This is a genomic window from Ameyamaea chiangmaiensis (assembly GCF_013376175.1).
Classification (GTDB): Bacteria; Pseudomonadota; Alphaproteobacteria; order Acetobacterales; family Acetobacteraceae; genus Ameyamaea; species Ameyamaea chiangmaiensis.
Genome location: NZ_JABXXR010000071.1, coordinates 1 through 13,911, shown reverse-complemented (window position 1 = coordinate 13,911; position 13,911 = coordinate 1). Strand labels below are relative to the sequence as shown.

General features: G+C 66.9%; 17 protein-coding genes and 1 pseudogene. 12 read left to right on the top strand and 6 right to left on the bottom strand.

What is annotated here, in order from left to right; translation table 11 throughout:
• From HUK82_RS09955 to queF, 10 genes are all read left to right on the top strand, one after another.
• A partial coding sequence (locus tag HUK82_RS09955; RefSeq protein ID WP_176613816.1) for an ABC transporter permease occupies positions 1-364 on the top strand: 364 nt, incomplete at its 5' end.
• Positions 361-1,197, top strand: a complete 837-nt coding sequence (locus HUK82_RS09950; protein ID WP_176613815.1) for a sulfate ABC transporter permease — start codon at positions 361-363, stop codon at positions 1,195-1,197. The genes HUK82_RS09955 and HUK82_RS09950, both read left to right, overlap by 4 nt.
• A complete protein-coding gene (locus HUK82_RS09945) occupies positions 1,194-2,258 on the top strand; it encodes a sulfate/molybdate ABC transporter ATP-binding protein (protein ID WP_176613814.1) in 1,065 nt (354 codons plus the stop codon). Before HUK82_RS09950 ends, HUK82_RS09945 begins: the two co-directional genes overlap by 4 nt.
• Before the next feature lie 119 nt (positions 2,259-2,377).
• Positions 2,378-2,713, top strand: coding sequence for a DUF2849 domain-containing protein (locus tag HUK82_RS09940; protein ID WP_176613813.1), 336 nt, complete (start codon positions 2,378-2,380; stop codon positions 2,711-2,713).
• The gene (locus tag HUK82_RS09935; RefSeq protein ID WP_176613812.1) at positions 2,706-4,397 is read left to right on the top strand and encodes a nitrite/sulfite reductase; all 1,692 of its coding nucleotides are present in this window, start codon (positions 2,706-2,708) and stop codon (positions 4,395-4,397) included. Before HUK82_RS09940 ends, HUK82_RS09935 begins: the two co-directional genes overlap by 8 nt.
• Entirely contained in the window at positions 4,384-4,872 is a 489-nt protein-coding gene (locus HUK82_RS09930; RefSeq protein ID WP_176613811.1) for a DUF934 domain-containing protein, read from the top strand. Before HUK82_RS09935 ends, HUK82_RS09930 begins: the two co-directional genes overlap by 14 nt.
• Before the next feature lie 165 nt (positions 4,873-5,037).
• A complete protein-coding gene (gene queC, locus HUK82_RS09925) occupies positions 5,038-5,739 on the top strand; it encodes a 7-cyano-7-deazaguanine synthase QueC (protein WP_176613810.1) in 702 nt (233 codons plus the stop codon).
• Positions 5,739-6,107 (top strand): 6-carboxytetrahydropterin synthase QueD, encoded by a 369-nt coding sequence (queD, locus tag HUK82_RS09920; protein ID WP_176613809.1) that lies wholly within the window; start codon positions 5,739-5,741, stop codon positions 6,105-6,107. Before queC ends, queD begins: the two co-directional genes overlap by 1 nt.
• Entirely contained in the window at positions 6,104-6,868 is a 765-nt protein-coding gene (gene queE / locus HUK82_RS09915) for a 7-carboxy-7-deazaguanine synthase QueE (RefSeq protein ID WP_264802024.1), read from the top strand. Before queD ends, queE begins: the two co-directional genes overlap by 4 nt.
• A gap of 62 nt (positions 6,869-6,930) precedes the next feature.
• On the top strand, positions 6,931-7,401 hold the full coding sequence (gene queF / locus HUK82_RS09910) for a preQ(1) synthase (protein ID WP_176613807.1): 471 nt from the start codon (positions 6,931-6,933) through the stop codon (positions 7,399-7,401).
• On the opposite strand, the gene HUK82_RS09905 is transcribed toward queF, so the two are convergent.
• Positions 7,402-8,466: an SDR family oxidoreductase gene (locus HUK82_RS09905; protein WP_176613806.1), complete on the bottom strand. Its 1,065-nt coding sequence runs from the start codon at positions 8,464-8,466 to the stop codon at positions 7,402-7,404.
• 113 nt (positions 8,467-8,579) lie between these two features.
• Here HUK82_RS09905 and HUK82_RS09900 point away from each other — a divergent pair, with 113 nt between their 5' ends.
• A complete protein-coding gene (locus tag HUK82_RS09900; RefSeq protein ID WP_176613805.1) occupies positions 8,580-8,948 on the top strand; it encodes a winged helix-turn-helix transcriptional regulator in 369 nt (122 codons plus the stop codon).
• Positions 8,949-8,964: 16 nt separating this feature from the next.
• On the opposite strand, the gene HUK82_RS09895 is transcribed toward HUK82_RS09900, so the two are convergent.
• From HUK82_RS09895 to rfbB, 5 genes are read right to left on the bottom strand one after another with little or no spacing between them, the layout of a single operon-like run.
• On the bottom strand, positions 8,965-9,975 hold the full coding sequence (locus HUK82_RS09895) for a glycosyltransferase family 2 protein (protein ID WP_246495238.1): 1,011 nt from the start codon (positions 9,973-9,975) through the stop codon (positions 8,965-8,967).
• A 16-nt stretch (positions 9,976-9,991) separates the two neighbouring features.
• Positions 9,992-10,900, bottom strand: a complete 909-nt coding sequence (gene rfbD / locus HUK82_RS09890; RefSeq protein WP_176613818.1) for a dTDP-4-dehydrorhamnose reductase — start codon at positions 10,898-10,900, stop codon at positions 9,992-9,994.
• Positions 10,897-11,454: a dTDP-4-dehydrorhamnose 3,5-epimerase gene (rfbC, locus tag HUK82_RS09885; protein WP_176613804.1), complete on the bottom strand. Its 558-nt coding sequence runs from the start codon at positions 11,452-11,454 to the stop codon at positions 10,897-10,899. The genes rfbD and rfbC overlap by 4 nt, the downstream gene beginning before the upstream one ends.
• A 40-nt stretch (positions 11,455-11,494) precedes the next feature.
• Positions 11,495-12,415 (bottom strand): glucose-1-phosphate thymidylyltransferase RfbA, encoded by a 921-nt coding sequence (gene rfbA / locus HUK82_RS09880; RefSeq protein WP_373318219.1) that lies wholly within the window; start codon positions 12,413-12,415, stop codon positions 11,495-11,497.
• Positions 12,412-13,467 carry a dTDP-glucose 4,6-dehydratase gene (gene rfbB, locus HUK82_RS09875; protein WP_176613803.1) on the bottom strand — a complete coding sequence of 352 codons (1,056 nt, stop codon included), beginning with the start codon at positions 13,465-13,467 and terminating at the stop codon, positions 12,412-12,414. Before rfbB ends, rfbA begins: the two co-directional genes overlap by 4 nt.
• 193 nt (positions 13,468-13,660) lie before the next feature.
• Between rfbB and HUK82_RS09870 the strand changes: the two are divergent.
• Positions 13,661-13,911 (top strand): annotated as a pseudogene (locus HUK82_RS09870) (hypothetical protein); the annotation flags it as partial.

Sequence of the window (13,911 nt, the reverse complement as noted above, 5' to 3'; positions counted from 1 at the left end):
ACCCGTGCTGCGCGACCTGCCGCCGGAGATCGAGGAAGCGGCCGAGACGCTGGGCGCGCGGCCGGGTCAGATCCTGCGCCGCGTCGTGCTGCCGCCGCTGTTGCCGGCACTGGTCACCGGCTTCGGGCTGGCGTTCGCGCGCGGCATCGGCGAATACGGTTCGGTCATTTTCATCGCGGGTAACCAGCCGTTCCGCAGCGAGATCGCGCCCCTGCTGATCGTGATCCGGCTACAGGAATTCGACTATGCCGGCGCGAGCGCGATCGGGTTCGTGCTGCTGGTGACGTCGATCCTGGCGCTGTTGGGCATCGCCTGGGTAAGGCGGCGTCTAAGCCACGGCATAGCCACGGAGACGGTCGCATGAAGCGCGCGCTGCTGGTTCTCGCGGCCTACCTGATCGTCGCGGTCATGCTGCTGCTGCCGCCGGTGCTGGTGTTTACCGAGGCCTTGCGCCACGGGCTGGGTGCCGCGCTGCGGTCGCTGGCCGATCCGGACGCCCGGGCCGCCCTGTGGCTGACCCTGAAGATGACCGTGGCGGCGGTGGCCCTGAACTCGGTGGGCGGCGTTCTGGCGGCCTGGACGGTCACGAAATTCCGCTTTCCCGGCCGGGGCGCGCTTCTGGTGCTGATTGAACTGCCGCTCAGCGTCTCGCCCGTGGTCGCGGGACTGGTGTGGCTGTTGCTGTTCGGGGCGCAGGGCTGGTGGGGGGCATGGCTGGACCGTGTCGGCTATCGCGTCGTGTTCGCGCCGCCCGGCATTCTTCTGGCGACATTGTTCGTCACGTTCCCTTACGTCGCCCGCACGCTGGTGCCGCTGCTGCAGCATCAGGGGCGCGACGCGGAGGAAGCAGCGGCGCTGCTCGGCGCCAGCCTGTGGCAGATCCTGTCGCGCGTGACGCTGCCGGGCGCGCGCTGGGCGCTGCTGTCGGGCGTGTTGCTGACCACGGCGCGGGCGCTGGGCGAATTTGGCGCGGTGTCCGTCGTGTCGGGGCACATTCCCGGCCTGACCGAGACCATGCCGCTGCATATCGAGACGCTGTATAACGGTTACCAGAGTGTCGCCGCGTTCTCGATGGCGGCCCTTCTCGCACTGATGGCCATGGCGACGGTCGCGCTGCGCGGCCTGCTTGAGCGCACGGCTGACACCGCGTCGCGGGCGGCGCGCACCCCCTCTTCCCCGACAGGACACGCGGCATGAGCGTCCGGATTCTCGATCTCCTGCGCGCGGCCCCCGGTCGGGCGCGACCGATCCTCGACCACGTGTCGCTCGATATTCCCGATGGCGCGTTCGTCGCGCTGATCGGCCCGTCGGGCGCGGGCAAGACATCGCTGCTGCGCGTCATCGCAGGCCTCGACGCCCATGACGGCGGCCAGGTCTTCCTGGACGGCATGCGTATGGACCAGCGCCCGGCGCGCGAACGCGGCGTGGGATTCGTGTTCCAGAACTACGCCCTGTTCCGCCACATGACGGTGGCGGACAACGTGGCGTTCGGCCTGTCCGTCCTGCCCCGCCGCCAGCGCCCGACCCGGGCCGCGATCGCGGCCCGGGTCGAGGAACTTCTGGCCCTGATGCATCTGCCCGATCTGGGCGGGGCCTATCCGCACAACCTGTCCGGCGGGCAGCGCCAGCGCGTGGCCCTGGCCCGCGCCCTGGCCACCGGGCCGCGCCTGCTTCTGCTCGACGAGCCGTTCGGCGCGCTCGACCCCATGATCCGCAAGAGCATCCGCACATGGCTGCGCGCCCTGCACGATCAGCTCGGCCTGACCACCATCCTGGTCACCCACGACCATGAGGAGGCACTCGACGTCGCCGACCACCTGGTCCTGATGCGCGACGGACGCATCGAACAGGAGGGCAGGGCCAGTGACCTCGACCGCGCGCCGTGCTCGCCCTTCGTCATGGCCTTCATGGGCGACATGGCCCGCTTTACAGGGACCGTATGCGACGGGTTGTTCCAGCCCGACGAAGCCGGTGTTCTGCCGTTCGCGCTCCCGGCCTCCGACGGCGCGGCCGAGGCGCTGATCCGGCCGCACGAGATCGTCCCCCGGGCAGAGGCAGGACCGCTGGCCCTTGTGCACGGTGTTGCACGCGGTGGCCTGACACCCGCGACGGCCCGGCTTGCGGATCGTACGGTCGACCTCGTGTTGCCGACCGCCCTCCTGCCGGCCGCGTCGTCCGGCGTGGGGCTGGACATCTCGGCCGCACGGCTGTTTCGCGAGGGCGTACCGATCCTTCTGGCCGATCGATCCGATCATTGAACGAGATCGATGCGCGATCGCCCCTATCGACGCTACCAGTTCGTGATTAATTTCAGTTTCACGCATCAATAAACGATGTAAAATCGTTTATTGTCGACCCCAGTAAGGACGAGGCCCCCGTGGACGTCAGGAGCAACCGCCGTGAACAGGGCGGATCGAGCGCGATCACCGCCAATCGCCTGCTGGACGGACGCACCGTCTGGCTGGGCGCGCACGGCTGGAGCGAGCAGATCGCCGAGGCGCGCGTCATCGCCAACACCGATATCGAGGCGGCGATCGAGGACGCGCGTGCCCGCGCCGCCGCCGACAGCGTGATGGCGATCTATGGCGTGCAGCTGCTGCCGGACACCGCAACGCCCGAGCCCCTGACGATGCGCGAGCGTATCCGCGCCTTCGGCCCCAGCGTCCATCCCGCCTTCGCCATCAGCCCGCAGGAGGGCCAGCGCCATGAGTGACACCGCCACCCGCCCGCTTCCGGTCGGGCACTACACCTATGATCAGGTCGATCACGACTTTCTGCGCGCCCGCGTCGAGCAGTTCCGCGATCAGGTCGCGCGCCGGATCAGCGGCGAACTGTCGGAGGACGAGTTCAAACCCCTGCGGCTGATGAACGGGCTGTATCACCAGCTGCATGCCTACATGCTGCGCGTGGCCGTGCCCTATGGCACGATGGACGCGCGACAGGTGCGGATGCTGGCCCACATCGCGCGGACCTACGACCGCGATTACGGCCACTTCACCACCCGCCAGAACATCCAGTTCAACTGGATCCGGCTGGAAGACACGCCCGAAATCCTGGAGCAGCTCGCCTCGGTCGAGATGCACGCCATCCAGACCAGCGGCAACTGCATCCGCAACGTCACGTCGGACGAATTCGCGGGCGCGGCGGCGGACGAACTGGTCGACCCGCGCGTGCATGCCGAAATCCTGCGCCAGTGGTCGACGCTGCACCCCGAATTCACCTTCCTGCCGCGCAAATTCAAGATCGCGATTTCCGGCAGCCCGCATGACCGCGTCGCCGCACGCTTCCACGATATTGGCGTCGTGGCGAAACCCGGCCCGGACGGCGCGGTGCGGTTCGAGGTGTTCGTGGGCGGCGGCATGGGCCGCACCCCGATCGTGGGCGTGCGCATCCATGACCACCTGCCCGAAGAAGACCTGCTGGCGTATCTGGAAGCGATCCTGCGCGTCTATAATGCCTATGGCCGGCGCGATAACATCTACAAGGCGCGCATCAAGATTCTGGTGCAGGCGCTGGGTCTGGACGCATTCCGCGAAAAGGTCGAGGCCGAGTTCGCGGCCATGGACCGCGCGCGCTATCGCCTGACGCCCGAAACCGTGGCCGCGATCCGCGCGCGGTTCGGCACCCCGGACCTGATCGCCCCCGCCGATGCCCCCGCGAAACTGGCCGCAGACCGCGCGGCGAACCCGCATTTCGATCGCTGGGCGCGGACCAACACACACCCGCACCGCGCGCCGGGCTTCATCTGCGTCGCGGTGTCGGTCAAGCCAGCCGGCGGCATTCCGGGCGACGCCACGTCCCACCAGATCGACGCGCTGGCCGATATTGCCGAGCGTTTCAGCTTTGACGAGCTGCGCGTCACCCACATGCAGAACATCGTCTTCGGCCATGTGCGTCAGGACGAACTGCTCGCGCTGTGGCACGCGCTGGGCGAGGCCGGACTGGCTACGCCCAATCTGGGCCTGATCGGCGACATCATCGCCTGCCCCGGGCTGGACTACTGCGCGCTGGCCAATGCGCGGTCGATCCCGATCGCGCAGAAGATCAGCGCCCGCTTCGCCGACCCGACCCTGCAGGAGCAGATCGGCAGGATCCACGTCAACATCTCGGGCTGCATCAATGCGTGCGGACATCACCATGCCGGGCATATCGGGATCCTGGGCGTGGACAAGAAAGGCGAGGAATTCTTCCAGATCACGCTGGGCGGATCGGCCGAGGACGACGCTGCGATCGGCCAGATCATTGGTCCCGCCCTGCCCGAGGACGCGACGGTCGATGCCGTTGCCCGTCTGATCGAAACCTATCTGACCCTTCGGCAGGAGGGCGAGCGGTTCCTCGACACCTATCGCCGTCTCGGCCAGGCCCCATTCAAGGACAGCGTCTATGCCACTGCTTGAAAGCGGCGTTCTTGCCGCCGACCCCTGGCGTCCTGCCGCAGAGGACGAGCCCATCGGCGCCGGGGACGTGATCGTGCCCCTCGCGCGTCTGGACGAAGGCCTCGCCCGGTCGGACCCGGGCCGTCTCGGCGTGCTGCTGCCCCCCGAGGCGGAGCCGTCGGCCCTGCGGGCCGCCCTTCCCGGCCTGTCGCTGATCGCCGTGACGTTCCCGATCTTTCGCGACGGCCGGGCCTTCACGCAGGCGCGCACCCTGCGCGAACATCTCGGCTTCACGGGCGAGATCCGGGCCACCGGCAAGCCGTTGCCGGACCAGTACGAATTCCTGCGCCGCTGCGGCGTCACGACCGTCGAGGTGCCCGAAGGCACCGATCCGGCCCCGTGGGCGCGCGAGCACGCCCGTTTTGACGTCGCCTACCAGCCTTCGATCCTGAACGAGACGCGGGAGGGATTCGCCTTGCGCCGGATCCCCGGCTGAGGGCGGGGATCAATAAGGGGGCACAGCGTGATCGGGGCGCACGCCGTGATTGCACCGCGCCGGTGTTTTCGCCTAAAGACACCCGCCTGAACCCGATCCCTTACACACAGGGCGCGTCCGCGCGCCCCCGGTCGCAGCCTACCCGGTCAAAACAAGGACACTGGCATGAAGACCCTCGTCATCTGCTCCGGCGGACTCGACTCCGTCACGCTCGCCCATAAGGTTGCCGCCGAGCATACGGTGAGCGCCCTGCTGAGCTTCGATTATGGCCAGCGCCACCGCACCGAACTCGACCGCGCGGCCCACTGTGCCGCGCGTCTGGACGTTCCGCATCTGATCAGCGACATCGGCCAGACCGGACGCCTGCTGTCCGGCTCCGCCTTGACCGACGACGTGGCGGTGCCTGACGGGCATTACGCCGAAGAGACGATGAAGGCGACCGTCGTGCCCAACCGCAACGCGATCATGCTGGCCATCGGCTTCGGCATCGCCGCCGCGCGTGGGGACGATGCCGTGGCGACCGCCGTCCATGGCGGCGACCATTTCATCTACCCCGATTGTCGCCCCGCCTTCATCGACGCGTTTCAGGCGATGCAGGACCAGGCGCTCGACGGCTATGCCACGGTCAGGCTCTACGCGCCGTTCGTGAGCCTGCCCAAGTCGGCCATCGTGGCCGAGGGCGCTCGGCTGGGGGTGCCCTTCGACGACACCTGGTCGTGCTACAAGGGTGGCGACCGCCAATGCGGCCGCTGCGGCACCTGTGTGGAGCGGCGCGAGGCGTTCGATCTGGCCGGGGTGCCCGATCCCACGGAATACGAAGACCCGGACTTCTGGCGCACGGCCGTCGCCGGCAAGGGAGCCGCCTGATGTTCCGCGTCACCAAGGAATTCCACTTTTCCGCGTCGCACCAGTTGGGGCACCTCGCCCCCGATCATCCGTGCGCCAGACTGCACGGCCACAACTACATCGTGGAAATCGAACTCGCGGCCGAGGACCTGGACGAACGCGGCTTCGTGCGCGACTACCGCGATCTCGACGCGCTGAAGACCTACATCGACACCACGTTCGACCACCGCCACCTCAACGAGGTGCTGGGCGACCGGCGCGTCACGGCCGAGCAACTCGCGCGCCATTTTTATGAGTGGTGTGCCGCGCGCTATCCCGAAACAACCGCGGCCCGCGTCAGCGAAACGCCGAAAACCTGGGCGGAATATCGCCCGACACCACGCCCGTGAGCGCGGCGCTCACCCTGCCCGACGCCACCGACACGCAGGGGGCGACCCTGCGCATCAGCGAGATCTTCGGCCCCACCATCCAGGGCGAGGGCGCGTTGATCGGCGAGCCCACGGTGTTCGTGCGCACCGGCGGCTGCGATTACCGCTGCACATGGTGCGACACGCTCCACGCCGTCGACGCCCGCTTTCGCGACACATGGCGACCGATGACGACGGCGGCGATCTGGGCCGAGGTCGAGCGCCTGTCCGGTGGCGTGCCGCTGACCGTCTCGCTGTCGGGCGGCAATCCGGCAATCCAGCCGTTCGGCGCACTGATCGCGCTGGGTCATCGACACGGCTATCGCTTCGCGCTGGAGACACAGGGGTCGATCGCACGCGACTGGTTCGCGGCCCTCGACACGCTGGTCCTGAGTCCAAAACCGCCATCGAGCGGCATGACGACCGACTGGGCCGCGCTGGACGCCTGTGTGACGGCGGCAGCCGGGGGCCCGGCGATCGTGCTCAAGGTCGTGGTGTTCGACGACGCCGACTACGCCTTCGCGCGTGCAGTTGCCCGGCGCCTTCCCGCCCTGCCGGTCTGTCTGCAACCCGGCAACCCGACGCCACCGCCCGCCGAAGGGCCGGATCCGGCGGTTGATCTCGGCGCGTCCCTGGCGCAGATGCGCTGGCTGGTCGGGCGCGTGACCGACGACCGCTGGTTTTCGGCCCGCGTCCTGCCGCAGCTGCATGTGTTGCTGTGGGGGAATCTTCGTGGCGTCTGAGTCTCCTGTCCCGTGCCCGACGCGGGACCGCCTGCGTTCCCCCAGCCAACGGATATCGCATCATGACCGATAAACCTTCGATCTATGCCGGGCTCGAACAGCTCGGCGCCTCCGTCGCGCTGCCGACCACGCCCGAAGAGGCGGTGCTGGAGCGCGTGCCGAACCCGCAGGCGGACATCGACTACTGCGTGCGCTTCACGGCGCCGGAGTTCACCTCCCTCTGCCCGATCACCGGCGCGCCGGATTTCGCCCATCTGATGATCGACTACGTGCCTGACCAGTGGCTGGTGGAGAGCAAGTCGCTCAAGCTGTTTCTCGGCGCGTTTCGCAATCACGGTGCGTTTCACGAGGACTGCACCATCTCCATCGCCCGGCGGATCGTCGGTCTGCTCGCCCCGCGCTGGCTGCGCATCGGCGGCTACTGGTATCCGCGCGGTGGCATCCCGATCGACGTGTTCTGGCAGACGGGGGACGCCCCCGTGGGGGTCTGGATCCCCGAGCAGGGAGTCGCGCCCTATCGCGGGCGCGGCTGATCAGGGAATATAACGCTCCGCCCGCAGACGTTCGAACAGGTCGAGAAACGACGTCAGGGTCGGGCGATAGCCGGTAAAGCCCAGCGCCCGGCTTTTGCTCATGTCGGTCACGCATTCGATCGGGCGCCCGAGGTCGGCATCCGTGTGCCAGGCGGACGCCAGCCGGTCGAGCACGCCTTCGCGCAACCCGTGCGCCCGCGCCATCGCCGCCCAGGTGTCCGCCTGTCCGGCCAGCGTCTGTTCCAGAGAGGTCGGACCACCCGGATAGGGCGCCGCCTCCAGACCAAACCATCCGGCGAGTTGTGGCCACAGCCAGTTCCAGCGGAAGACATCGCCGTTGACGATATTGAACGCTTCGTTGGCGCCGGCCGGATTGGTCGCGGCCCACAGGATCTGACTGGCCAACTGACCGGCATCGGTCACATCCGTCAGGCTGTTCCACTGTGTCGGAGACCCCGGAAAGACGAACGGCAACCCCGTCTCGCGGCACAGACTCGCATAGACCGCAAGCGTCGTGCCCATGTTCATCACATTGCCGACCGCATGCCCGATAATGGTGTGCGGGCGATGGACGCTCCACGAAAACCCGTGCCGTTCGGCGGCCTCGAACAGGACATCTTCCTGATCGTAATAGAAGTTTTCCACCGCCAGACGCGGCATGCTTTCACGAAAGGGCGTCACGGGTGGCTGCCCTGTCGCATAGGCCTCGAACGGGCCGAGATAGTGCTTTAACCCCGTTACCAGACTGCCATGCACCAGCGCCTCGGGCCGGGGCAACGCTTCGAGGACATTGCGCAGCATGGCGCTGTTCGCCACGCGATTCTCGCGCTCGGTCGCGCGACGCGTCCACGTGGCGAAGAACACGTGGGTCGGCACGACATCGCTCAGGGCCGCGCGCAAGGCGACGGGATCAAGCGTATCGGCCGCGATGGGCCGGACGGTCGGGGGGAGGCTTTCCACTCGACGGGCCAGTCCATGGACGGTCCATCCTTCGGCCACGAGCCGATTGGCCAGGTTCTGGCCTACGATGCCCGTGGCACCGACGATGAGGGCTTTATGAGACACGGGATTCTCCTGCATGTGCGATGTTCCGCGTTCACACGCTGATGAAGATGGATACAAAGAGCAATCCGGCACCTTTGTGTGCCCTGGTCACCACAATGTTCCCACGAGGGCCCATGACGCTGCCTCCGCTACCCAGCCACTATCGCGTCGCCCCGTTCGCCGAAGACTGTGCGCCACGGCGTCTGCTGCGCCTGTTCTCGGGGAAATGGACCACCATGATCCTGCACACGCTCCATCTGTCCGGCGGAGGATCGCGACCGGGCGAACTTCAGCGCACTATACCGGGCCTGTCGAAAAAGATGATGATCCAGACATTGCGGGACCTGGAACGCAAAGGTCTGGTCGAACGCGTCGTGATGCAGGTCATGCCACCGGTCGTGGACTATCGGCTGAGCGAGTCGGGGCGGAGGTTGATCGAACCTCTGGAGATGCTCTACCGATGGGGCGCGGCCCACGCGGCGTTCCTCGATACGCTCGACTGACGGCCCGAGCCGGCGCCTATCGGGCGTTCCCCGCAGGCATGCCCCGCCCGAACACGAACCAGAGCCGAAACACCAGATTCTCCAGCCGCCCCTGCCGGCGCAGTTCCGGATGATGACGCAACAGTGCGATCCGCGCCCGGGCGCGTCCCGCCAGAGCGTCGCGCACATCACCGACCAGCACACGGGCCTCGGGTGCAAGCGGAATCCCCGGGGCACCGAGGGCCGCGATGTTGGTCGCGAAGAGGTGGAGAAAAAGGGCCGGTCCCCGTCGCGCCGCGCGCCATGCCCGCCGGGGGACTGACGCCGCCGCCCCGACGCTGTTGGCGCCGTGTTGCCGGTATGACAGGACCGGCTGTTCATCGAAGATGATCCGCCCTCCGGCGCCGCTGACCAGCAGGTACGCCCACCAGTCGTGCAGCGTCCCGTCGGGCGGCGCATGCGCGGCCAGCAGACGGCGGGCAGCCGTATTGAGCACGATCGTGCACCCGGTCGCGATGTTCTGCGTCAGTGCGCCGGGGAAATCGGGCGACCGTGCGAGGGGCGGCGAGAGGCCGATCGGCACCAGCGCCCGGTCGGCCAGTTGCTGACGCGCGCAATAGAGCACGGGGCCGGCCTCGTCGGCATTCCGCGCCAGCGCACGTTCGAGCTTGTCCGCGAACCACACGTCATCCTGATCGGCGAAGGCCACGAACGATCCGTCTGGCGCGCGCGTCAGCAAGGCATGAAAGGACGCTGCGGGGCCAAGATTGCCGAGGTCGTCGTCGATCTCCACACAGCGACCCGCACCGCGATGGGTCTCGAAGGAGCGCATGATCGCGACCGTCGCATCCGACGATCCGTCGTCGCGCCAGTATAGCGTCCAGTCCGCGTGCGTCTGGGCAAGAAAGGAGTCGAGCTGGGCGTTCAGAAACGCCTCGCCGTTATAGAGCGACAGCAGGATCGCCACGTGACCACGGCTGGCGCGGTCGGCCGTCACATCCGTGCCGCCGACCATCCGTGGTTGCCATGTATGAGGACGCGTAGCCATGCGCCCTGATAGCCGTTCAGACCGCCGGTCGTGAAAAAAGCGTTTTCACCGTCGCACGCACGCTGTCGCGCCAGTGCGGCATCGCAACGCCGAACACGTCCGTCAGCTTCGTGTTGTCCAAGCGCGAATCCTGCGGGCGCTTGGCTGGCGTCGGCCAGTCGTCGGTGCGGATCGCCAGAATCTCGGGCTTGGCCTGGCCGTGATCGGCGGCATCGTCCAGAGCCGCGACCGCCAGACCATGCCAGGTCGTCTCCCCGGTGCCCACGGCGTGATACAGACCCGCGTAGCCGGGCTTCCACCCGTCCTGTTCGATAACCGCGATGATCGAGAGGATGGCGTCGGCCAGATCGTCCGCGCTGGTCGGGTTGCCGGACTGGTCGCTCACGACCTTCAGGGTGGGATTTTTCGCGCCGGCGTTGATCATCGTGCGCACGAAATTCTTGCCATGCGCCGAATAGACCCACGCCGTACGCAGGATCACCGCTTTGGGATGCGCCGCGAGGACGGCCTGCTCGCCCTCGGCCTTGGTGCGGCCATAGACGGTTGCGGGCGACACCGGGTCGGTCTCCAGGTAGGGCGCGCCCTTGTCACCACCGAAAACATAATCGGTGGAGACATGGATGAACGGAATATCGAGGGCCGCGCAGACCCGCGCGATCTCGGCCGGTCCATCGCGATTGGCACGCTCCGCACCTGCCACTTCAGTTTCCGCCAGATCGACGGCCGTCCATGCGGCGGCGTTGACCACGACGTCCGGGCGCACGCGCTCAATGGTCGCGGCAATCGTCTCGGGCTTGTCGAAGTCGAACTCCGGCCGTCCGACGCGCACGATGCGCGGACCGCCGCGGTTGACCAGAGACGTGGCCAGTTGCCCCGCCCCACCGGTCACGAGAATCGGCCCGCCGGCCTTGAGCGCCACCATCAGAGGTGAAACCAACCGTGGGCAGCGGCGAACTCAGGCGCCTCCTGGTCCTTCTCGGACAGGATGGCCTCCTCGGGCGCGATCGGCCACGTGATGGCCAGCGTCGGGTCGTTCCAGATCACCGCGCGCTCGCACGCCTTGGCATACAGGTCGGTGCATTTGTATTGCACCTCCGCATTCTCGGTCAGCGTACAGAAACCATGCAGGAAGCCCGGGGGTACCCAGAGCTGCGACCAGTTCTCTTCGGACAGTTCGGCGGCCACCCATTTGCCGTAGGTCGTAGACCCGACGCGCGCATCGACCGCCACGTCCCAGATCGCGCCGCGCGTGCACCGCACCAGCTTGCCCTGCGGATGCGGGGCTAGCTGACAGTGCAGGCCGCGAATCACGCCCTTCTGGCGCGACAGGCTCTGGTTGTCCTGCACGAACGCCTGCTCGATCCCGGCGTCGGCCATGCGTGTCGCGTTGTAGGTTTCCGAGAAGAAACCCCGGTTGTCGCCGAAGCGCGGCGGGGTCACCAGGATCACGTCGGGGATCTCGAGGCGCTCGACCTTCATGGCATGTCTCCGTCTTGTGGTCGTGAGTCTTGCGGTCGGTTCAGGCGCTGACGGCGTGATCGGCCAGTTCGCGCAGGAGGCGGCCCAGCTCGGTCTTTTTCACCCGCTCGGCCAATTTGCGCAGCTGATCGACGTTGATGAAGCCCATGCGGAACGCGACCTCCTCCGGAGAGCCCACCAGCATGCCCTGCCGGGACTGGATCGTCTGCACGAAGGTGCCGGCCTGCATCAGGCTGTCGGGCATGCCCGCGTCGAGCCAGGCGCAGCCACGGCCCAGACGGTCGACATGCAGGGTGCCCTCTTCGAGGTACATCTGGTTGAGGTCGGTAATCTCAAGCTCGCCGCGCGGGGACGGCTTGACCTTCTTGGCCAGCTCACCCACACGGCTGTCGTAGAAATACAGCCCCGTGACAGCCCAGTTCGACGTTGGGTGCTCCGGTTTTTCAACGATCTCGAGTGCGCGTCCGGATTCGTCGAACGACACGACGCCGTAGCGATCGGGATCGCGCACCTGATAGGCGAACACCGTGGCGCCCTGCGGGCGGTTCGATGCCGCGCGCAGCATGACGCCGAGATGATCGGCAAAGATCAGGTTGTCGCCCAGCGCCAGCGCACAGGCGCACCCATCCAGCCAGTCACCGGCGATCAGGAACGCCTGGGCGATGCCATCGGGCGATTCCTGGACGCGATATTCGAAATTCACGCCGAACTGCGACCCGTCGCCCAGAAGGCGCTTGAATTGCGGCAGGTCGGCCGGGGTGGAGATGATCATGATATCGCGGATGCCCGCAAGCATCAGCGTCGACAGCGGGTAATAGACCATCGGCTTGTCGTAGACAGGCAGCAGCTGCTTGCTGGCGGCCAGCGTCATGGGGTGCAGGCGTGTGCCCGACCCACCGGCCAGCAGGATGCCCTTCATCGGCTTGGCGGCCATCGGCGGGCTGCTCATGGTCGTGGTCATACGGAAGTCCCCAGGCGTTGGCCGGTGTAGCGGCGCGCGCGGATCGCCTCCCACCACGGGCGGTTGTCGAGATACCACTGCACCGTGCGCCGGATGCCGGTCTCGAAATCATGTTTCGCCGTCCAGTCCAGCGCAGTCTCCGCGTGGGTGGCGTCGATCTCGTAACGGAAATCATGGCCGGGCCGGTCGCTGACATAGCGGATCAGCTGTTCGCGCGGGCCGGCCGCATCGGGGCTCAGTTCGTCCAGCACGCTGCAGATGGCCTTGACGACCTCCAGATTCGTGCGCGGCTGGCGCGCGCCGATCGCATAGGTCTCGCCGGGATTGCCGACTTCGACCGCCTTGACCAGTGCTTCGGCGTGATCCTCGACGAACAGCCAGTCGCGAACGTTCTCGCCCTTCCCATAGACCGGCAGCTCCTTGCCCTCGATCGCGTTGATCGTGACCAGCGGGATCAGCTTTTCGGGAAAATGCCAGATGCCATAGTTGTTGGTTGTATTCGTCACGAACGTCGGCAGGCCATAGGTATGGTGCCAGGCGCGGACCAGATGGTCGGACGCGGCCTTGGACGCGGAATAGGGGCTGCGCGGGTCGTAGGGTGTGGTCTCGGTAAACGGCGGATCCCCGTGTTCGAGCGCGCCGAACACCTCGTCGGTCGAGATATGGTGGAAACGGAACGCATCGCGCCGGTCGCCGGGCAGCGCGCTCCAGTATCGTCGCGCCGATTCCAGAAGCGTATAGGTACCGACCACGTTGGTCTGGATGAAGACACCCGGCCCGTCGATGGAGCGATCGACATGGCTTTCGGCCGCCAGGTGCATCACGGCGTCAGGCTGGTGTTGCTCGAAGATGCGGTCGATCTCGGCGCCGTTGACAATGTTGGCCTTGACGAAATGGTAGCGTTCGTTCCCGGCGACGGCGGCGACAGTCTCTTCGGAGGCCGCGTATGTCATGCAGTCGACATTGATGACCGTATGGTTGGTCGCGGTCATCAGGTGCCTGACCACGGCCGAGCCGATAAAGCCGCAGCCGCCCGTCACAAGTATGCGCATCGCCGATCCTGTTTCCATTTGCCGCTCAACGAAGCGCAGCACCGAAAAAAGAATTGCAGACCTCCGACCGCAAGACAACTGATGAATCCGTCTCGGCGGGTCGAAATACCTCGGCGGTGGTTCACTGATAGTTAAGTATTTTTTAGAGACAGACATCGCGCGCGGCGGTGTTTCACAGTGAAAGGATATCGGAATGCTGGACCGGGCCCAGGCCGACACTCTCGACACGCTGCTTCAGCGACCCGACCTCGGCGTCGTGGCCGATGCGCGCGCCATCCGCTTCGACCCCGCCCTGCCATGGCCGTTTCAGGTCGAGGCCGCTGGCACGGTGATTCTGGGACCACAGGCCGGCGCACCGGGCGGCGCGGTGTTCCTGCGCCAAGCCCTCGAGCTCGCGTGGCTGCGCGAGGCGGCGCCGGACCTCGACCCGGCCGCCGCCATCCT